This is a genomic window from Halomonas sp. E14 (genome assembly GCF_052568415.1).
In genome coordinates this window covers 2,368,958-2,394,555 of the sequence record NZ_CP199423.1, presented here as the reverse complement: position 1 = coordinate 2,394,555, position 25,598 = coordinate 2,368,958, and the positions used below count along the sequence as shown (strand labels likewise).

Genomic DNA, 25,598 nt, shown 5'->3' with positions numbered 1-25,598 from the left:
GTCCGCCAGTGTCGAGTGAAAGATCAGGAAATGATGAGCATCGGCTGGTCGTACTCGACCGGCTCGCCGTCCTCGACCAGGATCGCCGCGATCACGCCGTCACGATCGGCCTCGATCTGGTTCATCATCTTCATGGCTTCGACGATGCACACCGTCTCGCCCTTTCTGACGCTCTGGCCCACTTCGACGAACGCCTTGGACCCGGGGGCCGGGCTGCGGTAGAAGGTGCCGACCATCGGCGAGGTCAGGGCGTGGCCCTGATGCGCCGCGGCGGCTTCCTGGGCGGGCTCGGCGCCGGGAGCGACAGCGGCCGGCATGGGTGCCGCAGGCTGGGCGTACGGCATCTGCATGGCGGGCTGTGGCCAGCTCACGCCGTTGGGGTGACGGCTGATGCGTACTGACTCCTCGCCTTCCTGGATCTCGATTTCGCTGATGTTGGACTCTTCGAGCAGCTCGATCAGCTTCTTGACCTTGCGGATATCCATGACTCTGTCTCGACCGGTGGGTAGTTTAGCGGTGGGCTGGGTGCTGTTAACCCGAGCCAACTTTCGATAGATCGCGGCAAGTTGATGCACTTTGCCGACGCTATCGACCTTAAAAGCGTTGTCGGCGGAGTTTGCCTAAAATCACCGGGGATGTCCAGCCGGACAGGAACAGCGTTCGAGATCCCGGCTGGCGCCATCCAGTGCAATCAGCTGCCGTTGCGATCAAGCCAGTCGAGCACGCTGTTGAGGTGGCTGGCCAGTTCGGGAGCGCGTACCTCACCTTGGATACGGGCTTCGCGAATCTCGCTCTCCTCGCTGAAGAACATCAGGCTGGGCGGGCCGAATAGGCCGAAGTGATCGAGAAGCTCGCGGGTGGCGGCGTTGGCGCGCGTTACGTCGACGTTGATACGCGCAAACTGGGACAGCGGTTCCGCGACCTGGGGCAGCGGATACACCTGGCGCTCCATCTGCTTGCACGAGATGCACCAGTCGGCGGTGAAGTGCACGAAGCTGGGGCGGCCCTCGCGGGTGTTGGTCTGAAGCGTGGCTTCCAGTGCGGCGAGATCGTCCACCGTGGTGATGGCGATGACATCGCTGCTGACCGCTTGAGCCAGGGGGGCCGCCAATGGGCGCATGGGGTCATGGGCGCCGCGTGCGGCTCCGATGACCAGAACGACGCCCCAGGCCAGCAGCATTAGCCCCGCGGTTTGGCGCACTCGTGGCCAGCCCTGGGGCTGGTTGAAGGTCAGCGCGCCGAGCGCCAGGGCGCTGCCAATGGCCAGCGATGCCCACAGCAGCAGGGTGACGGGGGCCGGCAGCAGGCGTTCCACCAACCACACCGCCACCCCGAGCAGCAGGATGCCGAAGGCGATCTTAATGCCGTTCATCCAGGCGCCGCGGCGCGGTAGTGCCGTGGCGCCGAAGGTGCCGACCAGCAGCAGCGGCACGCCCATGCCCAGGCCCAGGGCCAGCAGGGCGGCGCCGCCCATCATGGCATCGCCGGTAGAGGAGATGAACACCAGAGCGCCGGCCAGCGGTGCCGAGACGCAGGGAGAGACCACCAGCACCGACAGCGAACCGGCACCGGCTAGACCCAGGGGGCCGCTGCGCTGGGCGCGCGCCTGCCAGGCGTCGACGCGCCCCGCCAGGCGTGGCGACAGGCGCAGGTCGAAGGTACCGAACATGGCCAGCGCGAAGAGCGTGAAGAGCAGGGCGAAGACGATCAGCACCGGGGCCGACTGCAGATGCGCCTGCAGGTTGAGGCCGGCGCCGAACAGGCCCATCAGCACGCCGACCAGGGCGTAGGTCAGCGACATGCCAGCCACATAGCTGGCGGAAAGGGCGAAGGCGCGCGGTCGTGTCGGATTCTGGCCGACGATGATCGACGACAGGATCGGCACCATCGGCAGCACGCAGGGGGTGAAGGTCAGGCCCAGCCCGGCGAGGAGGAACAGGCCGAGGATCATGGGCAGGCTGGCCTCGCCGATCAGGCTGCTGAAGCGGCCGTCCTGGCTTTGCAGGGCGGGCGGGGCGGCGGCAGCCGTGGTGACGGCACTTCCGCCCGAGCCGTTGCCGTCACGCCAGCCGACGAAGGTAGCCGGCATGGCGCTGGCGGGCGCCTGGAGTTCGACCCGCTCCGGCGGGTAGCACAGCCCCGCATCGGCGCAGCCCTGGAAACGTACCGTGATGTCCAGCGGGCCTTCGGCACTGCCTTGCAGCGGTGCTTCGAAGACCACGCGGTCGTAGAAGACGTAGACGTCGCCGAGGAACTCGTCGCTCTTGAACTCGCCCGCGGGGATCTCCGGCTCGCCGACCTCGAAGGCATCGTCGCGGCTCTCGACGCCGAGCTGGTGACGATACAAGTAGTAGCCCTCGGCATTCTCGAAGCCGATATACAGGGTCTCGCCGTCGTGCCAGGCGCTGGGCTGGAAGGCTTCCATCACCGGCAGGAAGTCGCTCTGGCTGCCGGAAGAGGACGAGAACCACTGGGCATGGGCCAGGGCAGGCGCCAGCAGGCAGAGCAGCAGGAGCAGGCGGCAGAGGGGGTGGCGGATAGGCATCGCAGTCGTCTTTCTCGCAACGTAGACAGGCGTCATTGTGACTCGCTTCGAGGGGCTCGGTTCCACTCGCCCTGGCTGGGGCGATGTTCCCTTAACATACCTCAGTGCGCGTGGCGGTAAAACCGTGAGGGCAGCGGTCGGCGGCGTTGCCTTGCCCCACCCATGATCCAGGGCAAGAACCTTGGAGTAAAACGCAGAACGGGCCGCCCTGGGCGACCCGTTCACAATACCTTGGCGCGGCGTGGTTACGCCTTGTCGTAAGCGGCCACGGCCTTTTCGATCGCCTTGCGGGCGGCTTCGGCGCCTTCCCACGACTCGACCTTCACCCACTTGCCCTTCTCGAGATCCTTGTAGTTCTCGAAGAAGTGGGCGATCTGCTGGCGCAGCAGTTCCGGCAGGTCGGTGACATCCTGAATGTTGTCATACAGGGTGGTCAGCTTGGCGTGGGGCACGCACACCAGCTTGGCGTCTTCACCAGCCTCGTCGGTCATGTTGAGAATGCCGACCGGGCGTGCACGAATGACGCTGCCGGGCTGAACCGGGAATGGCGTGACCACGAGGGCGTCGAGGGGGTCGCCGTCGTCGGCCAGGGTGTGCGGGATGAAGCCATAGTTGGCCGGGTAGAACATTGGCGTGGCCATGAAGCGGTCGACCAGGAGGGCACCCATGTCCTTGTCGATCTCGTACTTGATCGGCGTGTGGTTCGCGGGGATCTCGATCGCGACGTACACGTCGTTGGGCAGTTCCTTGCCGGCGGGGATGTGATCGAAGTTCATTATCGCTTCCTTCGTTTGGCGGAAAAGGCGTTCGGCACGGGGCGTTGGCTTCAAATGCGCCGAATTATACGGACACGGCCTGGGGATTACCAATGCGACATAGGTGAGGGGCGAGAGGAAGCGCGTGGCGGTTGCCTAGGGCTTTCGTTGACAGGTCGCGGCGGGGGCAAATGTGTATCATGGCGAGCGCAAGCGGCCAGGACAGCCACCCGGCCGCCAAAAGGGGCCCCGGATCCCGTTTCCAAGGAGCGCGACTTGTCATCCATCCCGTTGTCACTGAGCGTCGGCCAGGCTTTCGTGGCGCCGGATCGCCGACGCCACCGCAGTTCGATGTCGTTGCGCATTCCCGAGCAGCCCGGGCAGCTCGTCGCCAAGGGCGCGTGCGCGCTGATCAGTGACACCAGTTCGCGCAACGCCATCGCCAAGCAGGCAGGCGACCTCAGCGTGCGCGGGTTTCTGGCAGACTATTTTTCCACACCCGACCACTGGGACGTTAAGACCTCCGCCACCCGGGTATTGCGAGCACTCAACGGCTGGTGCTATAGCCAGAGTACCTTCGTCGAGGATGGCAGTTACGTAGCGTCGCTCTCCGCCATGGTTTACCGAGGTCGCGAAGCGCACCTGTTCCACATGGGCGATACCCTGGTCTTCCGCCTGCGTGGCGCCGAGTTCGAACAGCTCACCCGCGACCACATCACTGACCTGGGCGGCTATCGCTACCCCTCGCGGGCGCTGGGACTCGATGGCAGCATCGATATCGATTACGTGCGCACGCCGCTCAAGCAGGGCGACATCTTCCTGTTCACCACCCAGGCGGTGCGCGGTACCCTGATGCCATCGGACTACGTGCAGCTGATCCGCCAGGATGCCAGCGACCTCGACGCGGCCTGTGAGCGGCTGGCCTCGGCCGCCAGGGAGCGGGCCCAGGAGCGCGGCTACGGCGGCGAGCAGTTCTGCTTTCAGCTGGTCCGGATCGACCAGTTGCCCGGCGAAGAGAGCGACCACCCGGGGCGCATCTACGGCGACCTGCCGATTCCCCCCGAGCTGTCGCCGGGCGAGCGGATCGATGGCCTAGAGGTGCAGGAGGTGCTCTCACGTACTGCCCAGTCACGGGTCTATCGGGTCCGCGATACCCACACCGAGCGCGAGATGGTGATGAAGGCGCCAAGCCCCGAGCTCTCCAACCGCAACGCCTATCTCGAGCACTTCCTGCTCCAGCAGTGGGTAGTGGAGCGGGTCAAGTCGCCCTTCGTGGTGAGGGTGATGGAGCCTTCGCGCCCGCGTCGCTTCCTTTATTACCTGATGGTCTACGTGGAAGGCATCACCCTGGCGGAGTGGGCGCGGCGCCATCCCCAGGCCAACCTGGCCCAGCGGCTCGATATCGCCGTGCAGCTCGGCAAGGCAGTCCAGGCCCTGCATCATCGTGACCTGCTGCACCAGCGCATCCATCCTGAGAACATCTTGATCGATGCGCATGGTCAGGTGGTGCTGACCGATTTCAGCGCCTGCCATATGCGCGACCTGGACGGCCATCGACGCTCCCGCGAGCTCGCGCGGCAAGTGGGCCTGAGCGAGCACAGCGCCCCTGAGTACGCGCTGAACGACAGCGTGGGGCGGCGCAGCGACCAGTACTCGCTGGCGTCGACCATCTATTGGCTGTTCACCGGCGAACTGCCCTACGCGCTGACGCCGGATCAGCTGCGCAGCCATACCGATATCGAGCGGCTCAGCTATCGCAGCGCCCGGCAGGTCAACCCGGAGGTAACACCGCTGCTGGACGACGCGCTGCGCCGGGCGCTGGACCCGCAGCGCTCGCTGCGCTACCGCCGCATGTCCGAGTTTCTGTATGCGCTACGTCACCACGATGGAAGGGAGGCGCAGGGCAGGGCGACGAAGCGCCGCTGGCTGCGCGAACCGGCCAATTTCTGGCAGGGTATTGCCGGCATCCTGCTGCTGTTGCTAGTGCTCTCATGGCTGCTGCGCTGAGCTAGCCTGGACTCTTGGCCGAGACGGTCCGGTCAAAAATGCGAAGTCCCGGCCTGGGCCGGGACTTCACGTTTTTGCAGGGCTGACAGCGCGTGGCCGGCCGTGCGAAGCCTAGAGCTTGAACTCCGGCAGGCGGCGCTCCACCTTGGCCAGCTTGAGCTGGGCCACCTTGGGCAGGCCGTTGACGAAGGGAGGGAAGTCCTCGCCCTGGATCAGCGGGGACAGGTACTGGCGGCAGGCCTCGGTGATGCCGAAGCCATCGTCGCGGATGTATTCGCTCGGCATGAACTTCTCGCGGTTGGCCACCTCGGAGAGCGGAGCCGCCTCGATGCGCCACGCATAGGGCGTGTCGCTGACGCGCTTGATGGCCGGCATCATGGCGTTCTTGCCGGCCACGGCCAGCTCCACCGCGTACTGGCCCACGGCGTAGGCCTGCTCGACGTCGGTGCGCGATGCCAGGTGGCGCGCGGCGCGCTGCAGGTAGTCGGCCACGGCCCAGTGGTACTTGTAGCCAAGGTCCTGCTTGACCATGCCGGCCAGCGTGGGTGCCACGCCGCCCAGCTGGCGGTGGCCGAAGGCGTCGGTGTTGCCCGAATCGGCGAGGAAGGTGCCGTCCTCGTAGCGAGCGCCTTCGGAGACCACGATCACGCAGTAGCCATACTTCTGCACGCACTCCTCGACCCGTGCCATTACCTTGCTGCGCTCGAACGGTACTTCGGGGAAGATCACCAGATGCGGCGGCTCGCCTTCGCCCTCGCCCGCCAGGGCGCCCGCGGCGGCGATCCAGCCGGCATGGCGGCCCATGACCTCGAGCACGAACACCTTGGTGGAAGTGGCGCACATGGAGGCGATGTCCAGCGAGGCTTCCAGGGTGGAGGTGGCGATGTACTTCGCCACGCTGCCGAAGCCCGGTGAGTTGTCGGTGATCGGCAGGTCGTTGTCGACGGTCTTGGGTACGTGGATCGCCGTCAGCGGATAGCCCATCTTCTCGGACAGCTGCGACACCTTGAGGCAGGTGTCGGCACTGTCGCCGCCGCCATTGTAGAAGAAATAGCGGATGTCGTGGGCCTTGAACACCTCGATCAGGCGTTCGTACTGGGCACGATGGCTCTCGATGTCCTTGAGCTTGTAGCGGCAGGAGCCGAAGGCGCCGCCGGGCGTGTGGCGCAGGGCGGCGATCGCTTCGTCCGACTCCTGGCTCACGTCGATCAGGTCCTCGGTCAGGGCGCCAATGATGCCGTTGTGTCCGGCATACACCTTGCCGATGTGATCGGCGTGTTGACGGCAGGCTTCGATCACGCCGCAGGCGCTGGCGTTGATCACGGCGGTGACGCCACCGGACTGGGCATAGAAGGCGTTATGCTGGGCCATTGGGCTTGCGTGCTCCTGGTATCGTGCGGGGAAAGGTCCGTTTCAGCTTTTCCAAAAGGCGAATTATTCTAGACGAAACCGTACGAACCTGCACGCCGCTGGAGAGCGGCATGGGGCCGTGCTAGGCTGCCGAATTCGCTCGCCACGGGCGATTCCACGGATTCACCAGCGATAGGTCTGAGGCGTCATGCACCTTCATATACTCGGTATCTGCGGCACTTTCATGGGCAGCCTGGCGCTGCTGGCACGTGAGCTGGGGCACGAGGTGACGGGCTCGGACACGCAGGTCTACCCGCCCATGAGCACGCAGCTCGAGGAGGCCGGCATCCGCCTGCTGGAGGGCTACGCAGCGGACAACCTGACGCCGCGCCCGGACCTGGTGGTGATCGGCAACGCACTGTCGCGGGGCAATGCAGAGGTGGAGGCGGTGCTCGACCTCGGGCTTCCCTACACCTCCGGGCCGCAGTGGCTGGCCGAGCAGGTGCTGCCGGGCAGGCGGGTGATCGCCGTGGCCGGCACCCACGGCAAGACCACCACCGCGAGCCTGGCCGCCTGGCTGCTCGAATCGGCCGGGCTGGCGCCGGGCTTTCTCATCGGCGGCGTGCCGCGCAACTTCGGTGTGTCGGCCCGGCTCGGCGACCCCGGGGCGCCCTTCGTGGTCGAGGCCGACGAGTACGACACGGCCTTCTTCGACAAGCGCTCGAAGTTCGTTCACTACCGGCCGGAAATCGCCGTTCTGAACAATCTCGAATACGATCATGCGGATATCTTTCCTGACTTGGCCGCGATCGAGCGTCAGTTTCATCATCTCGTACGCACCGTGCCGGGCCGCGGCAGACTGTTGGTTGCCGATGGCGAGCCCGCGCTCGAGCGGGTGCTGGAGCAGGGCTGCTGGAGCCCCGTCGTGCGCTTCGGCAGCGCTGTGCAGTCGCCCTGGCGAGTCGAGCTGGAGCGCGAGGATGCCTCGCGCTTCCGGGTCATCCACCAGCAGGGAGACGCCGACGAGGATGCCGTGGTCGACTGGTCGCTGACCGGAGTACACAACGCCCGCAACGCCCTGGCGGCGTTGGCCGCGGCGCATGCCTGCGGGGTCGACCTGGCGCGTGGCTGTGCGGCCCTGGCGCGCTTCGAGACGCCGCGCCGACGCCAGGAGGTGCGCGGCGAAGTGGCTGGAATCCAGGTCATCGACGACTTCGCCCACCATCCCACGGCCTTTGCCGCCACCCTGGAGGGGCTGCGCGCCGCCACGCCGCGTGGTCGGCTGCTGGCGGTGATCGAGCCGCGCTCCAATACCATGCGCCTGGGCACTCTGCGCGAGCGTCTGTCGGCGAGCACGGCCGCCGCCGACCTGGCGTACTGGTACCAGCCGCCGGGCCTCGACTGGTCGCTCGAAGCGGTGACGGAGGCCAGCCCGGTGCCTGCACGCCTGGAACGTGACATCGACGCACTGGTGGCGGCACTGGCCGCCGAGGCGCGACCGCTGGACCGCATCGTGGTGATGTCGAACGGCGGCTTCGGCGGTATCCACGAGAAATTGCTGGCGGCGCTCGAGGTGGCGCATGGCTGAGTCTACGTTCGGCGCGCCTGTCACGGTGGCGCTCACCGGCGCTTCCGGCGCCCAGTACGGTTTGCGCCTGATCGAGGCGCTGGTGGCCGCCGGCCATGAAGTGTGGGTGATGATCTCCAAGGCCGCCCACCTGGTCATCGATACCGAGACCGATGCGGCCCTGCCGGCGCGGCCCGAGCGCCTTGCGGCGGCCCTCGGTGAGCGCTGCGGTGCGGCGGCGGGCCAGATCCGCTGCTTTGGGCGAGAGGACTGGATGGCGCCGGTGGCATCGGGGTCGGGCGCCTCCTCGGCCATGGTGATCTGTCCCTGCAGCACCGGCACGCTGTCGGCGGTAGCCACTGGCGCCAGCAACAACCTGATCGAGCGCGCCGCCGACGTGGCACTCAAGGAGCGCCGCCAGCTCATCCTGGTGCCGCGCGAGACGCCGCTCTCGGCCATCCATCTCGAGCACATGCTCACACTCAGTCGGCTGGGCGCGGTGATCCTGCCGGCGGCGCCGGGCTTCTACCATCGTCCTGCCAGCGTCGATGACCTCGTCGACTTCATCGTCGCCCGCATCCTCAACCAGCTCGGCATCGAGCATCGACTGATGCCGCGCTGGGGCGAATGAGCGGGTCGTCATCTTCCGGTCATCCCATGCCCGCAGGCTAAGCGGCGATCCCCGGCTGTGTGACCGTTCCCCAGGCTGGCTGTGAGCACAAGACGAGAATCCATCGCATGATCAAGCTGTCGCTGCTGTCGGTCTTCGTACCGACCTTCCTGTTTGTCTCGCTGACGCCGGGCATGTGCATGACCCTGGCGATGGTGCTGGGCATGACCCAAGGGGTGCGGCGCACCCTGTGGATGATGGCCGGCGAGCTTGTCGGCGTGGGACTGGTGGCCGTTGCTGCCGGGGCCGGCGTGGCTACCCTGATGCTGCGCCAGCCTGAGCTGTTTGCTCTGTTCAAGTGGGTAGGGGGCGCCTATCTCGGCTATCTCGGGGTGATGATGTGGCGCTCGCGCGGGCGCATGGCGATTCCGCTGGAGAACGTCGAGCTGGCGCCGGCCTCGCGCGGGCAGCTTGTCCTGCAGGGGTTCGTCACTGCCGTGGCCAACCCCAAGGGGTGGGCCTTCTTCGTGGCGCTGCTGCCGCCGTTCCTGGACGCCTCGCGCCCGCTAACGGGCCAGCTGAGCGTGCTGATCGGCGTGATCCTGGCCATCGAGTTCCTCAGCCTGCTGCTCTATGCCGCCGGAGGCCGGGGGCTGCGTCGCGCGCTGGGCGAAAGCGGCAACGTGCGGCTGCTCAACCGCATCGCCGGGACGCTGATGCTCGGTGTCGGGGTGTGGCTGGCGCTCGGCTGACCCGGCCGAGCGCCTGGCCGTCAGACCGGGGGTAGCCAGGCGACGCGTGCCGACACCAGCACCAGCGAGGCGGCGCTCAGCAGCAGCCACGGGCACGGCGTCAGCGCGGGTCGGTGCCGCCGCTGCCAGGCCAGGCGCACCAGGGCACAGACCACCAGCCCCATCAGTGCCCCGCCGACCAGGTCGCTTAGCCAATGCACGCCGATCACCAGGCGCGAGATCGCCATGGGAAAGGCCAGCGCGATGGCCACCCAGTAGGCCCAGAAGCGGTAGCGGCTGGGTAGTTCCGGCGCAACGAACGCGGCCGCCAGGCCGTAGAGCACCACGGCGGTGGAGGCATGGGCGCTGGGGAAGGCGAGCGAGCCGGTGAGGTAGTCCGGCGTATCCGGGCGCGGCCGTCCTATCAGTGCCTTGCCGAGCGTATTGAGCAGCGCGATGGCGCCAAGCCCGGCGCCGATATGCAGGAAGGCGGCGTAATGGCGCCGTAGCAGCAGCCAAGCTCCCCAGGGCAGTACCAGCGCCACCACGCCGTAGGTGTCGCCGATGCGCGCCATCACTTGGCCGACCTGGGTCAGGGAGGGAATCAGCAGCTGATCGAACATGGCGTGGACCTGCAGGTCCAGTGCGAAGGGGCCGGCCTGCCGGATCACGCCGATGGTCAGCGCCGAGAGAGCCCCCAGCGAGAAGATCAGCAGCAGCCAGGTGGCCAGCGGTACCTCGCGCTGGCCCTTGCTGCTCTCCGCCAGCCAGAACCGCCGCATGACCGGATGAAGGCGCGCTCCCTTCGCCAGCAGCCGATAGAGCCGCCCGGAGCGCCCGGCCTGCTGTCGCAGCCACGAAAAGACCACTGCGAGTACCACCAGCGCCACTGCCAGGGCGATCAGCGCTTCATCCACGCCGGGCGGCAGGGTGACGAGTTGCTGCCAGGTCTGGCCCAGCAGGTAGCCTGGCAGGATATAGGCGGGAGCCCACAGCGCCGCCGAGGCCAGGTTGGCCCACAGGAAGGCGCGTGGCGACATCCTCAGCATGCCGGCAATCAAGGGAACGATGGGGCGTACCGGGCCGACGAAGCGGCCGAAGAAGACCGACAGGGTGCCGTAGCGGTGGAAGAACCGGGCGCCACGGGCCAGCCACTCGGGATGGCGCGAGAAGGGCCATAGGCGGGTGACCCGTTCGCGCTGGGTATAGCCGAGTAGGAAGCTTAGGCCGTCGCCCAGCACGGCGCCGATGAAGGCGGCCAGCAGCAGGGCAGTGATGGCCACGTCCTGATGGCCGGCCAGCGAGGCGGTGGCGGTGATCAAAATCACGCCGGGCAGCAGCAGCCCGACCAGCGCCAGCGACTCGATCAGCGCGATGGCCGCGATGATCAAGAGCAGCATTTCCGGCGAGGGTGAAAGCTGATAGAGGGTGTCGGCCAGGTTCAAGCAGCGACTCCTTGATGGATGGTGTCGGGCGCTCAGTGCGGGTCACGACTCCGTGAGCCTGCGCGTGGTGGCCAGCAGCCGCTGTTCGAAGCGTGACCAGCTTTCGCCTGCTAGCCGCTGGCACAGGCCAGTGACGGCTTGCAGTCGGCCGGTATCGACCAGCACCGTGCGATGAAAGGCCTCTTCGAGGCGTCCCTGCACCATCTGTGCGCCGCTCTGGCCGGTGCTAGGCAGCACCAGCCAGAAGGTGGCCGGCCCCTGGCGCCCGAGAAAGTCATGATGGCGAGTGCGATGGCGGGTCGTGCGGCACAGGGCATCCAGCAGTCCTTGATGAGCGCGAGGGCCAAATTGTTCCGTGGCCATCTCCAATTGTGGCAAATGAATCACGATCACGCTGAGCGGCTGGTGCAGCAGTTGGGTGCGCTGGAACTCGCTGGCCAGTCGCTCGTGAAGAGTGGTGCGGTTCACTGCGTCGCACTGCGGGTCGCGCGGGTCGGTGGCTTTCAGCAGCGCCTGCTGGCGCTGTTGCTCCCAGGGAATCAGTGCCGTTACCACTACCATGGCCAGGTAGCCGAGTGCCAGCGAGGACGTCAGGGAGTCGTCGCCCACCAGCATCAGCCAGATCGGTGCCAGGGCAAGATTGAGCAGGATCGCCGGGGCGGGCGGCAGCAGCAGTACCGTCAGCAGCGGAGCCAGGCCGACCCAGGTGGGCGCGCCCTCTTCCAGTTGCGGCAGCTCCAGCGCCAGCATCAGGTAGCCGGCGATCAGGGCAAGGTAGCCCGAAAGCCGCACCTGGCTGCTGGCGGCGCGCAGCAGGCTGGCGATCAGCAGCAACAGGGCGAGGGCCGAGGGCAGCAGGATGCGATCGTAGTTGCCCATCAGGTAGTGCCACACGGCGGCGCCGGCGAGCAGGGCTGCGCAGGCGGCCAGGGCAAGGGAGAAACGCTTGGCCAGCCACTTGCTATCCATGGGCAGGCTCCGGCTCGATCGCCAGGCGCTCCTGCTGGCGTTCGAAGCGTCGCCTCAGCGCCTCGATGGAGCCGGCTTCCTCGAGCGTGGCGAAGCGGAGCTTCACCGGCTGATTGAGCGCCTTCAGCAGCGAGTGGCGACGCTGGGTTGCCTGCTCCTCGTCACGACTGAGCAGCAGTGCCGCCAGGGTGCGATGATCCAGACGGTAGCAGCTCTCGAAGCCATGGATGAGTCGGCACAGCAAGCGGGCCATGGGCCACAGCTGATGGCGCGGCACCTGCAGCAGCATCAGCTCGCCGTGCACTTCCTCGCGCCGGCAGCGCACCCTTTCGCGATTGAGGTCTTCGGCCAGCTGCTGCGCGCTCCACAGCGGCAGGCCCGGAGCAAGGCGCACCCTGGCCCGGCGGGTGGCCTCCCAGGGCTGAAGCTGGCGGTTGCGAGCCAGGCCGACCAGCATCAGCGTGAGCAGTACCAGGCCGGAGAAGAGCGTCTGCTCGAAGCCCAGCAGCGCCGCCAGCGACCACCACGACAGCCCCGCCAGCGCCATGCTGAAGAGCAGCAGCCAGCCCGGCTGGGGCAGCATCAGCAGTGCCGGCCATACCCACAGCCACAGCGCATGCTGCTCCGGGGCGGAAACCAGCATGCCGGTCAGCAGCAGGCTCGGCAGCAGCTGCCAGGGCAGGGTGGCGGGGCGCCGGTGGCTGAATTCGATGAGCCCGGCCGTCACGGCAAGCCAGGCCGCCGCCAGCCACAGCAGCAGCGCGTGGCTCAGCGGTTCGGTGCGCAGCGCGAGCAGCATGAGCAACACGGCAGCGGCCAGCAGGTTCAGGCGCATCAGCCTGACTTTGTACATGCTCTGCATGGTGCCTTACTATCTAGGGGTTTCGACCTGGAACACGGCCTTGGCGACGAGCGCGAGCGTACTCGTTGCGGCATTGGGCTGCAGCCCTGTCGCTGAGGCGTTAGGCCTCGGCAAGGGTAGCTGCCTTCCTGCATGCAAGGTATGCCGTGCTCCGTTCCGTAGTTGCCCCAGTATAACGTCCGAAGCGCGCTAAGGCGCGGCGGCTCAGGAGTCTCATTATCATGTCTGTCCACGCTTCCCGAACCGAACCCTCCTCCGCCGTTGCCGACGTCGATGCGTACATGACCCGGCTGGGACAGGCTGCGCGCGGTGCTGCATCGGCAATGCGCAAAGCCACCACGGGCGACAAGAATGCCGCCTTGCTGGCAATGGCCGAGCAGCTTGCCCAGGGCCGCCAGGGCGTGCTGGAGGCCAACGCACGCGACCTGGCGCGCGGCCGCGACAGCGGCCTGGATGCCGCCCTGCTGGACCGCCTGGCGCTCGACGACAAGCGCCTCGACGCCATGATCGAAGGGCTGCATCAGGTGGCGGCACTGCCCGACCCCGTGGGTGAGGTCGACGGGCTGCGCTCGCGGCCGAGCGGAATTCAGGTCGGCAAGATGAGGGTGCCACTCGGGGTGATCGGCATCATCTACGAATCGCGTCCCAACGTGACGATGGAGGCGGCCAGCCTGTGCCTCAAGTCGGGCAATGCCTGCATCCTGCGCGGCGGGTCCGAGGCGCGCGACTCGAATGCCGCCATCGCCGAGTGCATTCGCCAGGGGCTGCTCCAGGCCGGCCTGCCCGAAGCGGCGGTGCAGGTCGTGGCGACCACCGACCGTGCGGCGGTGGGGCGGCTTATCACCCTGCCCCAGTATGTCGACGTGATTATCCCGCGCGGTGGCAAGTCGCTGATCGAACGCATCTCGCGCGAAGCGCGCGTGCCGGTGATCAAGCATCTGGACGGCGTCTGTCATGTCTATATCGATGCCACCGCCGACCCCGACAAGGCGCTGGCCATTGCCGTCAACGCCAAGACGCAGCGCTACGGCACCTGCAACACCATGGAAACGTTACTGATCGACGCCCCGGTGGCCGAGGCGCTGCTGCCCCGCCTGGCAGCCGCCTATGCGGAGCATCAGGTGGAGCTGCGAGGCTGCGCGCGGTCGTGCGACATCCTGCCCGGCATCGTTGCCGCGACCGAGGAGGACTGGTGCGCCGAGTACCTGGCGCCGGTGCTGGCGCTGCGGGTGGTGGATGGCATCGATGCCGCCATCGAGCACATCGAGCGCTACGGTTCGCACCACACCGACGCCATCGTCACCGAGCACTACGGTCTGGCGCGCCGGTTCATGGCCGAGGTGGATTCCAGCTCGGTGATGGTCAACGCCTCGACCCGCTTCGCCGACGGCTTCGAGTATGGCCTGGGTGCGGAGATCGGCATCTCCACCGACAAGCTGCACGCGCGCGGCCCGGTGGGGCTCGAGGGGCTGACCACCTGCAAGTACGTGGTGTACGGCGACGGCCAGGTGCGCCAGTGAGCCAGGCGGTGCCTCCGCTGCGGGTCGGCGTGCTCGGTGGTACCTTCGACCCGGTTCACCTGGGCCACTTGCGCAGTGCCGTGGAGCTGCAAGAAGCGTTGGCGCTGGATCGCGTGCACATGATTCCCGCCGCCTCGCCGCCGCTGCGGGGTATGCCGAGCGTGGCGCCCGCCGAGCGCCTGGCCCTACTGGCGCTCGGCATCGGCGACACTCCGGGCTTGGTCGCTGATCCGCGCGAGCTCGACCGGGACGGGCCCTCCTACACGGTCGATACCCTGGCCTCGCTGCGCGAGGAGCTGGGCGGCGCGGCGCGGCTGATCATGGCGCTTGGCCACGATGCCTTCCTGAAGCTTGCTGAATGGCACCGGCCCGAGCGTCTGTTCGCCCTGGCCCACCTCGCGGTGATCCACCGCCCCGACTTCGACGCACCGCTTTCGCCGGCCCTGGCCGAACTGATCGCCGAACGTGAGGTCGATACTGCCGAAGAAATGATGGAGCGCCCGGCAGGGGCGGTGTTGCGTCTCGCCTTGCCCACGCGCATGGCCATCTCGGCGACCGAAGTGCGCCGTCGTCTGGCCGAGGGTCGCAGCGTGAGATACCTGCTGCCGGAGGCGGTCGAGCAACGAATTCGCCACCGACGCCTATATCTTTCCCGCTGAGCGCTGCCTCCTACGCCGTGAGGCGCTACAATGGCGCCGTTCACGACTTCCCACTCAAGAGGGGCTATGCACAACGAATCGCTCAAGACTCTGGTCATGGAGGCGCTGGATGACCTCAAGGCCAAGGACGTGTCGCTGCTCGACGTATCGCGTCTGACCAGTGTCACCGACCTGATGATCATCGCCAGCGGTACTTCCACCCGACACGTGGCGGCACTGGCCAACAACGTGGTCGAGAAGGCCAAGGCTTCGGGCTTGCAGCCGCTGGGCGTGGAAGGGCAGGCCGGCTCCGACTGGGTGCTGGTCGACCTGGGCGATGTGGTCGTGCATGTGATGCTTCCGGAAACCCGCCAGCTCTACGACCTGGAGCGGCTGTGGGCGGACTTGCCCAGCGACGGCGAACTCCGGCAGGAGCACGGCGGGCAATGAAGATCCGCCTGCTGGCGGTGGGGACGCGAATGCCTGCCTGGGTCAACGAGGGCGTGGAGGAGTATCGCAAGCGCCTTCCTCGCGATTTCACCCTCGAGATCGAGGAGATCGCGCCCGGCCAGCGCGGCAAGAATGCCGATGTGGCGCGGGCCATTGCGCTGGAGGCCCAGCGCATCCGCGAGCGCCTGCGGGGCGATGAGCTGACCGTGGCGCTGGAAGTGCAGGGCAAGCCCTGGAGCACCGAGCAGCTTGCCAGGGAAGCCGAAGCCTGGCGACTGTCGGGGCGCGACGTGGCGCTGCTGGTGGGCGGGCCGGATGGCTTGGCTCCCGAGCTGTCCCGCGCCGCCGAGCGGCGGTGGTCGCTGTCGCCCCTCACGCTGCCGCATCCGCTGGTGCGGGTCATGCTGGCCGAACAGCTTTATCGTGCCTGGACCCTGCTGGTGGGGCACCCCTATCATCGCTGACCGCGGCTTCCGCTGTAATGCAACAACGAGACCATTGCCGGCATGCGCCAACGCCGTGAGACTCTCAAGAACCCCGAGCACGAGCTGCGGATCTTTCGCATTCGGGCGTTCCTCGCCGCTTTTCTGATCGTCACGTTGACGGGCTTGCTCATGGGGCGGCTGGTCTACCTGCAGGTCGTTCAGCATGAGGTATACAGCACCCGTTCCGAGAAGAATCGCGTGCGCGTGGAGCCGTTGCCGCCTACCCGCGGGCTGATCCACGATCGCAACGGGGTGCTGCTGGCCGAGAACCGGCCTACCTACAACCTGACCCTGATCCGTGAGCGGGTCGAGGATCTCGACGCCACCCTGGCGCTGCTGGAGCGGCTGATGGAGCTCTCGCCCGAGGAGGCCGAGGCCTTTCGCGTGCGCTCGCGCCAGCGCCAGCGCCCGTTCCAGCCGTCGCTGCTGATGAGCGATCTCAACGAAGCGCAGATCGCCCGCCTGGCCGTGAATCGCCATCTGCTGCCGGGTGTCGAAGTGGAAGCGCAGCTGCTGCGCTACTATCCCGACGCGCACATCATGGCCCATGCGCTCGGCTATGTCGGGCGCATCAACGCCGAAGAGCTCAAGACGCTCGACCCCGGCCGCTATGCCGGCACGCACTTCATCGGCAAGACCGGCGTGGAGCGCTTCTATGAGGACGTCCTGCATGGCCAGGCCGGGTTGCGTAAGGTGGAAACCAACGCGCGCGGCCGGGTGCTGCGCGAGCTGGGCCGCACCGACCCGGTGCCCGGGCAGAACCTGAGGCTGACCCTGGACAAGGGGCTGCAGAGCCTGGCCTACGAGCTGCTTGATGGCCGTCGCGGTTCAATCGTCGCCATCGTGCCCAAGACCGGCGAGATACTTGCCATGGTCTCGGCGCCGGGCTTCGACAGCAACCAGTTCGTCACCGGCATCGATGTCGCCTCCTACCGTGCGCTGCAGGAGGACCTCGACCTGCCGCTGTTCAACCGTGCGATTCGCGGCCACTACCCGCCTGGTTCGACCATCAAGCCCTTCCTGGCGCTGGCGGGACTGGTGGAAGGGGTAATCACGCCGGATCGTGTCATCAACGACCCGGGGTTTTACCAACTGCCCAACGACAGCCGCCGCTATCGCAACTGGCTGCGCTGGGGGCATGGCCGTGTCGACATGGAGCGCTCGATCGCGGTGTCCAACAACACCTATTACTATGCGCTGGCCCACGAAATGGGCATCGATCGGCTGCACGAGCAGATGAGCGCCTTCGGCTTCGGCCAACGCGTCGCCTACGATGTGTTCGGCGAAAGCCAGGCGCTGATGCCGTCGCGGGAGTGGAAGCGTGGCCGCTTCGGCCAGTCCTGGTTCCCCGGGGAGACGCTGTCGGTCGGGATCGGCCAGGGCTACTGGCAGGTCACACCGCTGCAGCTCGCCACGGCCACCGCCGTGCTGGCCAATCGCGGCGAATGGGTGATGCCGCGGCTCGCCAGCCACGTCGGCGATCGCGAGGTGCCGCAGCGGCTGCCGGGCACCAAGCGCGACATCACCGTAAGCAACCCGCTGTGGTGGGACAGGGTCTTCTCCGGCATGGAGAAGGTGCTGACCGGCCACGAGGGCACTGCACGGCGCACCGGGGTCGGGCTCGAATACCGCATGGCCGGCAAGTCGGGGACCGCCCAGGTCTTCTCGCTGGGACAGGATCAGCGCTACAACGCCGACCAGCTCGCCGAACGACTGCGAGACCACGCCCTGTTCATGGCCTTTGCCCCGCTGGAGGACCCGCAGATCGCCGTTTCGGTGATCGTAGAGAATGCCGGAGGCGGCAGTACCCATGCCGCCCACCTGGCCCGCGCCATGACCGACGCCTGGCTGCTGGATGAAGGCGCGCCCGACGTGGAGGAGCTGCTCGAGGCGATGGAAAACGATACCGGCTCCGTGGCGGGGAACTGATCATGGCATTGACGCCGATGGCAAGAGGGTTGCGCAGACGGCCGGTGCGGGCGCCGGACGGCGGCATCTCGCGTCGCAAGAGTTTCTGGGAGCGTACGCACCTGGACCCCTGGCTGCTGATCATGCTGCTGGTATTGCTGGTGGCCGGGCTGGGCGTGCTCTATAGCGCCAGCGGCCAACGCATCGAGGCCGTGTACGCCCAAGGCACGCGCTTCCTGGTGGCGGTTGCGGTGATGCTGGCGCTGGCCCAGATCACCCCGACGACGCTGCTGCGCTGGGCGCCGGTCGTCTATGGCGGCAGCCTGCTGCTGCTGATTGCGGTGGAGCTGGTGGGCGACGTGGGCATGGGGGCCAAGCGCTGGCTGACCATTCCCGGGGTGGTGCGCTTCCAGCCCTCGGAGCTGATGAAGCTGGCGATGCCGCTGATGGTCGCGGCGTGGCTGAGTCGCCGCCAGCTGCCGCCCCGGCTGCTCGACCTGCTGGTGTGTGCGGTGCTGATCGGTTTGCCGGTACTGCTGATCGCGCGCCAGCCCGACCTCGGCACTTCGCTGCTGGTCTCCAGCGCGGCGATCTTCGTAGTGCTGCTGGCGGGCCTTTCCTGGCGCTTCATCGCCGTGCTGGCGGTGGCAGCGGCGTCGGCCCTGCCGCTGTTGTGGATGAATCTTCACCAGTACCAGCGCCAGCGGGTGCTCACGTTCCTGAATCCCGAAAGCGACCCGCTGGGAGCGGGCTGGAACATCATCCAGTCGACCACCGCCATCGGTAGCGGCGGCGTGTGGGGCAAGGGCTGGCTGCAGGGCACACAGTCGCAGCTAGAGTTCCTGCCCGAGCGCCATACCGACTTCATCGTTGCGGTACTCGGCGAGGAGTTCGGGCTGGTCGGCATGCTGGTGGTGCTGGTGTTCTACCTCATGATCGTGGCCCGCGGGCTGTGGCTCTCGGGCGCCGCACACGACACCTTCGGCAGGCTGCTGGGGGGCAGCATCATCCTGACTTTCTTCATCTATGTCTTCGTCAACGTCGGCATGGTCAGCGGAATCCTGCCGGTGGTAGGCGTGCCGCTGCCGCTGGTCAGCTACGGCGGGACCTCCAGCGTGACCTTGCTGGCCGGTTTCGGTATTCTCATGTCCATTCACGGGCACCGCCGGCTGCTGCCTCGCTAGCCTTCGGTGGTCCCGGTTTCCGAGAGAGCCTGTCAGGGAGTGCGCAGCGCATGATGCCAGCCGCGGTGAAAGGAAAAAGAGGCGTTATTGCCATGCTGTCGGCGGTCGCCTTGCTGGGAGCGCCGGCTGCGCTGGCCGAGGACTTCCATCCGGAGCGCCACGCCGGCGCCGGGCAACTGCTCGACGAGCTGATGGAGCGCGGCATCGAACGCGACTGGCTGGAGGCGGCGCTGGGCGACGCGCACTTCCAGCAGGGGGTGCTGGATGCCATGGAGGGAGCCGCGGAGCGTCGGCTGCGCTGGGACGAGTATCGCGAGATCTTCCTCCAGCCCGAGCGCGTCGAGCGTGGCGTTGCCTTCATCGAAGCGCACCGCGACGCCTTCGAGCGGGCCGAGGCGGAATTCGGCGTGCCGGCCGCCATGATCGCGGCGATCATCGGCGTCGAGACCAGCTACGGGCGCTTCACCGGGCGCCATCGGGTGATCGACTCGCTTGCCACCCTGGCGTTTCACCACCCGGTGCGCGGCAACTTCTTTCGCGGCGAACTCGCCGCCTTCCTCGAGATCACCCACGAGCAGGAAGTCGACCCGGGCAGCCTGACGGGCTCCTATGCCGGCGCCATGGGCTATCCGCAGTTCATTCCCACCAGCTATCGCGCCTATGCGGTCGACTTCGATGACGACGGCTACCGCGACCTGTGGAACAACCCGGTGGATGCGATCGGCAGCGTCGGCAACTATTTCGCCGTGCACGGCTGGCAGCCGGGCGCGCCGATCTATCACGAAGCCCGCGGTCCCGAAGCGCCGCCGGAGGCGATCGAGTTCAATCGCACTCGTCCGCCCTATGTCGACCTGGCCGAACTTTCGACCGCGCAGATCGAGGTCGACGCCAACCTCGACGAGACCGAGCAGGTGATCCCGCTGGCTCTGGAGACGGCGGAGGCGAGCTGGCGCTATCGCGTGGGCCACCAGAACTTCTACGTGATCACGCGCTACAACCATAGCCACCTCTACGCCATGGCGGTGACCGAGCTGGCCGAGGAGATCGAGGCGCTTGCCGCGCAAGGGCCGGCCGACGCCGAGGAGGCCAGCTCATGAAGCGGCTGTGGGCGACCTTTGCCATGGCGACGCTATTGGCCGGCTGTGCCGGCGGCGGCTCGCAGTCGAGCTCCGGTTCGCGCGATGCGTCGGCGCCTGCACCTGCGGCCTCAGCCGCGAGTTCAGGAGGTGGTCGCTATGCCATGAGCGGCGATGCCTACCCGCAGAACCCGCCGGACGTCAGCCAAATCCCCGATGCGGTGCCCCGCATCGAGCCGCTTTCCCGCGGTGGCAACCGCTCGACCTACGAGGTCTGGGGCAAGACCTACCACGTGCTGCCCGACGCCAATGGCTACGCGCGCCGGGGCACGGCTTCCTGGTATGGCGAGAAATTCCACGGCTACGCCACGTCCAACGGCGAGATCTACGACATGTACAAAATGACGGCAGCGCACCGTTCGCTGCCGTTGCCAACCTATGCGCGCGTCACCAGCCTGGAGAACGGGCGCTCGGTGATCGTGCGCATCAACGACCGTGGCCCCTTCCACAACGACCGCGAGATCGACCTCTCCTACGCCGCGGCGGCGCGCCTGGATATCCTCGGGCGCGGCACCGGGCCGGTGAAGGTGGAGGCGATCAATCCGGAAATCTGGCTGGCGGAAAATGGGCGCGGTGGCGCGAACCCAAGCCCCGCTCCGCGGGTCCAATCGGCGCCTGCTCAAGCACAGCCGGCGGTGGCAAGTGCCGCGTCGGCGAGTCCTGCCGGCACCGCCAGCACGGACGCTTCGGCCCCGGTATTCCTGCAGATCGCGGCGCTGGGCTCGGCCGACAACGCCCGGGCGCTTCAGGCGCGGCTGCAGGGCGAACTGTCGCATCCCGTGCGCGTGGCAAGCGCTACCGGCATGTATCGGGTGCAGGTGGGGCCGCTGGCTCATGCCGGCCTGGTTGGAGCGGCGCGCGATGAGCTGCGCCGCGCCGGATTCGACCAGGCCTTTATCGTCAATGGCGCCGACTGATCGGCGCCTTTCCTCTGACCATCTCGAAGCTTTCAATGAGACTCATGCCCATGAGAGTGCTGTTCCGTTTCGTTCGCCTGCGGTGTTTCCCGCTCATGCTGCTCGGCCTGTGGCTGGTCGGCGGCCAGGCCCTTGCCCAGGCCATACCCACCCCGCAGCCCATGATTCCGGCGCCGCCGCAGATCGCCGCCAAGTCGTGGATTCTCATGGACGCCGACAGCGGCAGGGTGCTGGTCGAGCACAACTCCGACGAGCGTCTGCCGCCGGCCAGCCTGACCAAGCTGATGACCGCCTACCTGGTGGAGCGCGAGCTCGACCGCGGTAACATCAACCTGACCGACATGGTGCGCGTCAGCGAGAAGGCCTGGCGTACCGGCGGCTCCAAGATGTTCATCGAGGTCAATACCGAGGTGTCGATCCGCGACCTGCTGTACGGCATCATCATCTCCTCGGGGAATGACGCCAGCGTCGCGGTGGCCGAGCATCTGGCCGGTGGCGAAGGCCCCTTCGCCGACCTGATGAACCAGCATGCCGCCAGGCTGGGGCTGCATAACACCAATTTTACTAATGCCACCGGCCTGCCGCACCCCGACCAGTACTCCTCGGCGCGCGACATGGCCCTACTGTCGCAGTACATCATCAACGACTATCCCGAGCACTACGCGGTCTACTCGGAGCGTTACTTCACCTATAACGACATCCGCCAGCCCAACCGCAACCGCCTGCTGTGGCGCGACCCGACCGTAGATGGCCTCAAGACCGGCTGGACCACCGAGGCGGGCTATGGCCTGGTGGCCTCGGCCAAGCGCGATGGCATGCGCCTGATCTCGGTAGTCATGGGTACCAACTCGGAAGAGGCGCGGGCGCAGGAGACCCAGAAGCTGCTGAGCTACGGCTTCCGCTACTACGAGACCCTGAAGCTCTATGATCAGGGTGCGGTGCTCAACACCCCGCGCGTGTGGGGCGGCAACAAGAACGAGCTGCGTCTCGGCGTTGACCATGACGTGCACATGACAGTACCGCGTACGCGCAACGCCGAGCTGAGCGCACGCCTCGACATTCGCCAGGACCTGCGCGCCCCGGTCAGCCTGGGCCAGCGCGTCGGCACCCTCGAGGTGCACCTGGGCGACGAGGTGGTGGGTGAACAGCCCCTGGTCGCCCTGGAGACGATCGAGGAGGGCGGCTTCGTCAAGCGCCTATTCGACCAGGTAAGGCGGTTCTTCTCCGGCCTGCTGGGCCGGTGGTTCAACTGACAGCCAGAATCACTTTCCCCTGCCGCCTTGGTGGCAGGGGAAAGGTTGAGTAAAATACTAGGATATTTTCCAGGGGCGATACTGCCATGACCGACAAGACGCTGCGCGACCTGCGCCAGGTGTCCGCGTCGCCTTCGCCAGGCCAGGCGCCGACCATTACCTTTCCCTGCCACTATTCGATCAAGGTGGTCGGCAACGCTGCCGACGACTTTGCCGCCCACGTGTGCCAGATCGTCAGCCGCTACGATGCCGGCCTGGACGCCAGCGCCATCGAGGTGATCGATAGCCGCAACGGCCGCTTCCAGTCGGTGCGGCTGACGCTCTATGCTACCGGCGAAGAGCAGCTCAAGGCGCTTTTCATGGACCTCAAGGCCACCGGCCGAGTGCACATGGTGGTGTGATGCCTGAGCTCGACGGCGCGATTCTGCTCCACCGGCTGGGCCTGCGCCCTTACGAGCCGGTCTGGCAGGCCATGCGCGACTTCACCGACCAGCGCGACGGCGCCACGCCCGACCAGTTCTGGCTGGTGGAGCATCCGCCCGTGTTCACCCAGGGGCAGGCCGGTAAGCCAGAGCATTTGCTGATGCCGGGCGATATTCCGGTCGTGCTGACCGATCGCGGCGGGCAGGTGACCTATCACGGCCCGGGGCAGGTGGTGCTCTACCCATTGCTGGATGTACGCCGGGGCGGGCTTGGTGTACGCGAGCTGGTCACGGCGCTGGAGCAAGCGGTGATTAGCGTGCTGGCGGATTACGCTATCACGGCGCAGGCACGTGCCGATGCGCCCGGGGTTTATGTCGGCGAGGCCAAGATTGCCTCGCTGGGGCTGCGCATTCGGCGCGGTGCCAGCTTTCACGGCGTGGCACTCAACGTGGATGGCGACCTTGCGCCGTTTTCACGCATCAATCCCTGTGGTTATGCCGGCATGGCGATGACCCGCGTCGCCGACCTGGCGACGCCTTGCCCCACGGTCGCGCAGGTCGGCATGCGTCTCGCCGAGCGCCTTGCGCAGCGGCTGGGCCGCCCGCTGCGCCTGGTCGATGCCGAGCAGGCGCCTGCCTAGAGTTGCGCGCCTGCCTGCCTGCCTATCAGCCGACGTTGATTGCGTCGATGCGGTTGGGGTCGGTTGCCTGGCCAGGTACGGCGGCTGGTGCGGCAAGACCCAGGTTGTTCTTCTCGAATACGCGGTCGGCGCGATAGCTCGAGCGCACCAGCGGCCCCGAGGCCACCTCCATGAAGCCCTTTTCCAGACCCAGTCGACGGTAGCGTTCGAACTCTTCCGGCGTGACCCAGCGCTCCACCGGCAGGTGGTTGCGGGTGGGGCGCAGGTATTGGCCGAGGGTGACGATGTCCACGTCGATGGCGCGCAGGTCGTCGAAGGTGGCGAGGATCTCCTCATCGCTCTCACCGAGACCCAGCATCAGGCTGGTCTTGGTCAGCACGTCGGGGCGGTAGCGCTTGGCATGGGCCAGCACGTCGAGCGTCTTGCGATAGCCGGCACGCGGGTCGCGCACGTAGTGAGTGAGTCGCTCGACCGTCTCGACGTTCTGGGCGAACACCTCAAGGCCGGAATCGACCACGCGTTCGATGGCCGCTGGGTCGCCGTCGAAGTCGGGGGTCAGGGCTTCCACCACTACCTGGGGCGTGTTGGTCTTGATGGCCTGGATGCAGGCGGCATAGTGGGCGGCGCCGCCGTCGGGCAGGTCGTCGCGATCCACCGAGGTCAGCACCACGTAGCGCAGCCCCATCAGTTCGACCGACTTGGCCGTGTTGGCGGGCTCCTCGGCATCGAGCCAGCCGCGGGGATTGCCGGTGTCAACGGCGCAGAAGCGGCAGGCGCGGGTGCACACCGAGCCCATCAGCATGATGGTGGCGGTGCCGTTGCTCCAGCATTCGCCCATGTTGGGGCAGTGGGATTCCGCGCAGACGGTGCTCAGACGATGCTCGTTGACGTTCTTCTTCACCGCTTCGAAACGGCCGCCACCCGGAATCTGGGCGCGTAGCCACTGCGGCTTGCGGGTGGTTTCCGGACGCTCTTCTACCGTCTTGCGCTGCTTGATGCCGTCCTTGATCACGGCCATTCCGCGTTCGTTGCGGAATTTCTCACCGCTGGGCACGCGCTTAGTGATGTCATCGCTCATGGGGTGTCAGCCCTCCGCTCGGCGGCTGCGCTATGGTGTGCATGGGTAGGTTGGTTGCAGCCGGCTAATCTAGCATATTCCGGTTGCCTCGGGACAGCCGCGACCGCGGTAGACGGCTACAGCGATTGCAGGGGCAGGCACACCACGCCATGGTCGGGAATGGGGTGCGCAGGGGCCCTGAAATGGGCCTCGAACTCGCCGATCCGCTCGCGCACGAAGCGCAGGAACAGCTCGGTCACCGGCGTCGGGAAGCGGTCGCGAGGATAGACCGTGCACCAGGAGCGGCGCATGGGAAAGCCGGGCAGCGGTAGCTCGGCCAGCAGCCCGGCCCCAAGCTCCAGCTTTACCGCCAGGCGCGGCAGCACTGCCACGCCCAGGTGGGCCATGATGCCCTGCTTGATCGCTTCGTTGGTGCCAAGCTCCATGGTGTGGGCAAGCGGCACGTCCTGCTCGGCGGCCAGCTGCTCGAAGGCAGTACGCACGCCGGAGCCGGGCTCGCGCATCAGTAGATAGTGCTGGGCCAGGTCTTCGAGGGTGGGGGCGGCTGCGGCCAGCAGAGGGTGTCCAGGCCAGACCACAGGGATCAGTTCGTTCTCCAGGATTGGCATGTAGACCAGGTTGTCGTCGTCTTCCGGTACCATGGCCATGATCACCAGGTCGTCGCGCCGCGCCGCCAGCCGTTCGAGGGCCTGGCTGCGGTTGCACACCTTCAGCCGAACCTGAACGTTGGGATGGTGGGCGCGAAAGCGGGCAATCAAATGAGGCACGACGTACTGTGCGGTAGAGACCGCCGCCAGGTTGAGTTCGCCGGAAATGGTGCCGGCCATGTCCGACAGCGCCATCTGCAGGCGCGAGACCTGGCCGAAGATGGCCTGGGTTGAGGCGGCCAAGGCGTCGGCTGCCGGCAGTACGTGCAGGGTCTTGCCGGAATACTTGAACAGCGGCTGTCCCAGGGCCTGTTCCAGCTGGCGGATCTGGGCGCTGACGCCTGGCTGGGTCAGCCCGAGCTCTTCCGCCGCTCGTGAGTAGGAGTGCTGTCGGTGGACAGCCTGGAATACCTGCAATTGGCGAAAGGTCAGGCGGTTCAGCAGCCTTGGCATGGTCATGAGCGATCCGCTTGGTAGG

24 protein-coding genes are annotated in these 25,598 nt (G+C 66.9%); 15 read left to right on the top strand and 9 right to left on the bottom strand.

The features are described from left to right. Nucleotides 1-23 precede the first annotated feature (23 nt). From accB to ppa, 3 genes are all read right to left on the bottom strand, one after another. Nucleotides 24-485 (bottom strand): acetyl-CoA carboxylase biotin carboxyl carrier protein, encoded by a 462-nt coding sequence (gene accB, locus ACT7B3_RS11145; RefSeq protein ID WP_445157992.1) that lies wholly within the window; start codon nucleotides 483-485, stop codon nucleotides 24-26. A gap of 206 nt (nucleotides 486-691) precedes the next feature. Beyond that, nucleotides 692-2,545 carry a protein-disulfide reductase DsbD gene (dsbD, locus tag ACT7B3_RS11140; RefSeq protein WP_445157991.1) on the bottom strand — a complete coding sequence of 618 codons (1,854 nt, stop codon included), beginning with the start codon at nucleotides 2,543-2,545 and terminating at the stop codon, nucleotides 692-694. Nucleotides 2,546-2,790: 245 nt separating this feature from the next. Continuing rightward, a complete protein-coding gene (ppa, locus tag ACT7B3_RS11135) occupies nucleotides 2,791-3,321 on the bottom strand; it encodes an inorganic diphosphatase (protein WP_445157990.1) in 531 nt (176 codons plus the stop codon). 330 nt (nucleotides 3,322-3,651) lie between these two features. Between ppa and ACT7B3_RS11130 the strand changes: the two genes are divergently transcribed. Beyond that, entirely contained in the window at nucleotides 3,652-5,307 is a 1,656-nt protein-coding gene (locus ACT7B3_RS11130) for a protein kinase domain-containing protein (RefSeq protein ID WP_445158872.1), read from the top strand. Nucleotides 5,308-5,418: 111 nt separating this feature from the next. Here the strand turns inward: ACT7B3_RS11130 and ACT7B3_RS11125 are convergent, their stop codons facing one another. After that, nucleotides 5,419-6,678 (bottom strand): 6-phosphofructokinase, encoded by a 1,260-nt coding sequence (locus ACT7B3_RS11125; protein ID WP_445157989.1) that lies wholly within the window; start codon nucleotides 6,676-6,678, stop codon nucleotides 5,419-5,421. 187 nt (nucleotides 6,679-6,865) lie between these two features. Between ACT7B3_RS11125 and mpl the strand changes: the two genes are divergently transcribed. From mpl to ACT7B3_RS11110, 3 genes are all read left to right on the top strand, one after another. Next, nucleotides 6,866-8,245: a UDP-N-acetylmuramate:L-alanyl-gamma-D-glutamyl-meso-diaminopimelate ligase gene (gene mpl / locus ACT7B3_RS11120; protein WP_444677314.1), complete on the top strand. Its 1,380-nt coding sequence runs from the start codon at nucleotides 6,866-6,868 to the stop codon at nucleotides 8,243-8,245. Beyond that, a complete protein-coding gene (locus ACT7B3_RS11115) occupies nucleotides 8,238-8,855 on the top strand; it encodes a flavin prenyltransferase UbiX (RefSeq protein WP_444677315.1) in 618 nt (205 codons plus the stop codon). The genes mpl and ACT7B3_RS11115 overlap by 8 nt, the downstream gene beginning before the upstream one ends. A 107-nt stretch (nucleotides 8,856-8,962) precedes the next feature. Further along, complete coding sequence (locus ACT7B3_RS11110) at nucleotides 8,963-9,586, top strand: LysE family translocator (RefSeq protein WP_445157988.1); 624 nt, start codon at nucleotides 8,963-8,965, stop codon at nucleotides 9,584-9,586. A gap of 20 nt (nucleotides 9,587-9,606) precedes the next feature. Here ACT7B3_RS11110 and ACT7B3_RS11105 read toward each other — a convergent pair whose 3' ends face one another. The 3 genes from ACT7B3_RS11105 to ACT7B3_RS11095 are packed head-to-tail and all read right to left on the bottom strand — an operon-like array spanning nucleotide 9,607 to nucleotide 12,832. After that, the gene (locus ACT7B3_RS11105) at nucleotides 9,607-11,010 is read right to left on the bottom strand and encodes a bifunctional DedA family/phosphatase PAP2 family protein (protein ID WP_445157987.1); all 1,404 of its coding nucleotides are present in this window, start codon (nucleotides 11,008-11,010) and stop codon (nucleotides 9,607-9,609) included. A gap of 42 nt (nucleotides 11,011-11,052) precedes the next feature. Further along, on the bottom strand, nucleotides 11,053-11,979 hold the full coding sequence (locus ACT7B3_RS11100) for a diguanylate cyclase domain-containing protein (RefSeq protein ID WP_445157986.1): 927 nt from the start codon (nucleotides 11,977-11,979) through the stop codon (nucleotides 11,053-11,055). Beyond that, nucleotides 11,972-12,832, bottom strand: a complete 861-nt coding sequence (locus ACT7B3_RS11095) for a hypothetical protein (protein ID WP_445157985.1) — start codon at nucleotides 12,830-12,832, stop codon at nucleotides 11,972-11,974. Before ACT7B3_RS11095 ends, ACT7B3_RS11100 begins: the two co-directional genes overlap by 8 nt. Before the next feature lie 230 nt (nucleotides 12,833-13,062). On the opposite strand from ACT7B3_RS11095, the gene ACT7B3_RS11090 reads away from it, so the two are divergent. The 11 genes from ACT7B3_RS11090 to lipB all read left to right on the top strand — a co-directional run bounded on the left by ACT7B3_RS11090 (nucleotide 13,063) and on the right by lipB (nucleotide 23,395). Continuing rightward, entirely contained in the window at nucleotides 13,063-14,361 is a 1,299-nt protein-coding gene (locus ACT7B3_RS11090) for a glutamate-5-semialdehyde dehydrogenase (protein ID WP_445157984.1), read from the top strand. Further along, entirely contained in the window at nucleotides 14,358-15,020 is a 663-nt protein-coding gene (gene nadD, locus ACT7B3_RS11085) for a nicotinate-nucleotide adenylyltransferase (RefSeq protein ID WP_445157983.1), read from the top strand. Before ACT7B3_RS11090 ends, nadD begins: the two co-directional genes overlap by 4 nt. 66 nt (nucleotides 15,021-15,086) lie before the next feature. Then, nucleotides 15,087-15,449 carry a ribosome silencing factor gene (gene rsfS / locus ACT7B3_RS11080; protein WP_444677322.1) on the top strand — a complete coding sequence of 121 codons (363 nt, stop codon included), beginning with the start codon at nucleotides 15,087-15,089 and terminating at the stop codon, nucleotides 15,447-15,449. Continuing rightward, on the top strand, nucleotides 15,446-15,913 hold the full coding sequence (gene rlmH / locus ACT7B3_RS11075; RefSeq protein ID WP_445157982.1) for a 23S rRNA (pseudouridine(1915)-N(3))-methyltransferase RlmH: 468 nt from the start codon (nucleotides 15,446-15,448) through the stop codon (nucleotides 15,911-15,913). The genes rsfS and rlmH overlap by 4 nt, the downstream gene beginning before the upstream one ends. Before the next feature lie 42 nt (nucleotides 15,914-15,955). Further along, complete coding sequence (gene mrdA, locus ACT7B3_RS11070) at nucleotides 15,956-17,863, top strand: penicillin-binding protein 2 (protein ID WP_445157981.1); 1,908 nt, start codon at nucleotides 15,956-15,958, stop codon at nucleotides 17,861-17,863. Nucleotides 17,864-17,865: 2 nt separating this feature from the next. Then, on the top strand, nucleotides 17,866-19,026 hold the full coding sequence (gene rodA / locus ACT7B3_RS11065; protein ID WP_445157980.1) for a rod shape-determining protein RodA: 1,161 nt from the start codon (nucleotides 17,866-17,868) through the stop codon (nucleotides 19,024-19,026). A gap of 92 nt (nucleotides 19,027-19,118) precedes the next feature. Beyond that, nucleotides 19,119-20,123 (top strand): lytic murein transglycosylase B, encoded by a 1,005-nt coding sequence (mltB, locus tag ACT7B3_RS11060; RefSeq protein WP_445157979.1) that lies wholly within the window; start codon nucleotides 19,119-19,121, stop codon nucleotides 20,121-20,123. Continuing rightward, nucleotides 20,120-21,079 carry a septal ring lytic transglycosylase RlpA family protein gene (locus tag ACT7B3_RS11055; RefSeq protein WP_445157978.1) on the top strand — a complete coding sequence of 320 codons (960 nt, stop codon included), beginning with the start codon at nucleotides 20,120-20,122 and terminating at the stop codon, nucleotides 21,077-21,079. Before mltB ends, ACT7B3_RS11055 begins: the two co-directional genes overlap by 4 nt. A 95-nt stretch (nucleotides 21,080-21,174) precedes the next feature. Further along, nucleotides 21,175-22,332 carry a D-alanyl-D-alanine carboxypeptidase family protein gene (locus ACT7B3_RS11050; RefSeq protein ID WP_445158871.1) on the top strand — a complete coding sequence of 386 codons (1,158 nt, stop codon included), beginning with the start codon at nucleotides 21,175-21,177 and terminating at the stop codon, nucleotides 22,330-22,332. Between the two features lie 86 nt (nucleotides 22,333-22,418). Beyond that, a complete protein-coding gene (locus ACT7B3_RS11045; protein ID WP_444677325.1) occupies nucleotides 22,419-22,733 on the top strand; it encodes an HP0495 family protein in 315 nt (104 codons plus the stop codon). Continuing rightward, nucleotides 22,733-23,395: a lipoyl(octanoyl) transferase LipB gene (gene lipB, locus ACT7B3_RS11040; RefSeq protein WP_444677326.1), complete on the top strand. Its 663-nt coding sequence runs from the start codon at nucleotides 22,733-22,735 to the stop codon at nucleotides 23,393-23,395. The genes ACT7B3_RS11045 and lipB overlap by 1 nt, the downstream gene beginning before the upstream one ends. Nucleotides 23,396-23,420: 25 nt before the next feature. Here lipB and lipA read toward each other — a convergent pair whose 3' ends face one another. Together lipA and ACT7B3_RS11030 are read right to left on the bottom strand one after the other, a co-directional pair. Next, entirely contained in the window at nucleotides 23,421-24,473 is a 1,053-nt protein-coding gene (gene lipA, locus ACT7B3_RS11035) for a lipoyl synthase (RefSeq protein ID WP_444677327.1), read from the bottom strand. A 116-nt stretch (nucleotides 24,474-24,589) separates the two neighbouring features. Beyond that, nucleotides 24,590-25,579 (bottom strand): LysR family transcriptional regulator, encoded by a 990-nt coding sequence (locus ACT7B3_RS11030; RefSeq protein ID WP_445157977.1) that lies wholly within the window; start codon nucleotides 25,577-25,579, stop codon nucleotides 24,590-24,592. Between the last annotated feature and the right edge of the window lie 19 nt (nucleotides 25,580-25,598).

Bases quoted from the DNA above. Each gene is read 5' to 3' on its own strand.
- ACT7B3_RS11045 (WP_444677325.1), top strand. From the start codon at position 22,419: ATGACCGACAAGACGCTGCGCGACCTGCGCCAGGTGTCCGCGTCGCCT.
- ACT7B3_RS11030 (WP_445157977.1), bottom strand. From the start codon at position 25,579: ATGACCATGCCAAGGCTGCTGAACCGCCTGACCTTTCGCCAATTGCAG.
- mrdA (WP_445157981.1), top strand. From the start codon at position 15,956: ATGCGCCAACGCCGTGAGACTCTCAAGAACCCCGAGCACGAGCTGCGG.
- ACT7B3_RS11125 (WP_445157989.1), bottom strand. From the start codon at position 6,678: ATGGCCCAGCATAACGCCTTCTATGCCCAGTCCGGTGGCGTCACCGCC.
- ACT7B3_RS11095 (WP_445157985.1), bottom strand. From the start codon at position 12,832: ATGTACAAAGTCAGGCTGATGCGCCTGAACCTGCTGGCCGCTGCCGTG.
- ACT7B3_RS11090 (WP_445157984.1), top strand. From the start codon at position 13,063: ATGTCTGTCCACGCTTCCCGAACCGAACCCTCCTCCGCCGTTGCCGAC.
- mpl (WP_444677314.1), top strand. From the start codon at position 6,866: ATGCACCTTCATATACTCGGTATCTGCGGCACTTTCATGGGCAGCCTG.
- rlmH (WP_445157982.1), top strand. From the start codon at position 15,446: ATGAAGATCCGCCTGCTGGCGGTGGGGACGCGAATGCCTGCCTGGGTC.
- ACT7B3_RS11130 (WP_445158872.1), top strand. From the start codon at position 3,652: ATGTCGTTGCGCATTCCCGAGCAGCCCGGGCAGCTCGTCGCCAAGGGC.
- ACT7B3_RS11055 (WP_445157978.1), top strand. From the start codon at position 20,120: ATGAAGCGGCTGTGGGCGACCTTTGCCATGGCGACGCTATTGGCCGGC.
- lipA (WP_444677327.1), bottom strand. From the start codon at position 24,473: ATGAGCGATGACATCACTAAGCGCGTGCCCAGCGGTGAGAAATTCCGC.
- dsbD (WP_445157991.1), bottom strand. From the start codon at position 2,545: ATGCCTATCCGCCACCCCCTCTGCCGCCTGCTCCTGCTGCTCTGCCTG.
- rodA (WP_445157980.1), top strand. From the start codon at position 17,866: ATGGCATTGACGCCGATGGCAAGAGGGTTGCGCAGACGGCCGGTGCGG.
- mltB (WP_445157979.1), top strand. From the start codon at position 19,119: ATGCTGTCGGCGGTCGCCTTGCTGGGAGCGCCGGCTGCGCTGGCCGAG.
- ppa (WP_445157990.1), bottom strand. From the start codon at position 3,321: ATGAACTTCGATCACATCCCCGCCGGCAAGGAACTGCCCAACGACGTG.
- ACT7B3_RS11050 (WP_445158871.1), top strand. From the start codon at position 21,175: ATGCTGCTCGGCCTGTGGCTGGTCGGCGGCCAGGCCCTTGCCCAGGCC.
- ACT7B3_RS11115 (WP_444677315.1), top strand. From the start codon at position 8,238: ATGGCTGAGTCTACGTTCGGCGCGCCTGTCACGGTGGCGCTCACCGGC.
- ACT7B3_RS11110 (WP_445157988.1), top strand. From the start codon at position 8,963: ATGATCAAGCTGTCGCTGCTGTCGGTCTTCGTACCGACCTTCCTGTTT.
- lipB (WP_444677326.1), top strand. From the start codon at position 22,733: ATGCCTGAGCTCGACGGCGCGATTCTGCTCCACCGGCTGGGCCTGCGC.
- ACT7B3_RS11100 (WP_445157986.1), bottom strand. From the start codon at position 11,979: ATGGATAGCAAGTGGCTGGCCAAGCGTTTCTCCCTTGCCCTGGCCGCC.
- accB (WP_445157992.1), bottom strand. From the start codon at position 485: ATGGATATCCGCAAGGTCAAGAAGCTGATCGAGCTGCTCGAAGAGTCC.
- rsfS (WP_444677322.1), top strand. From the start codon at position 15,087: ATGCACAACGAATCGCTCAAGACTCTGGTCATGGAGGCGCTGGATGAC.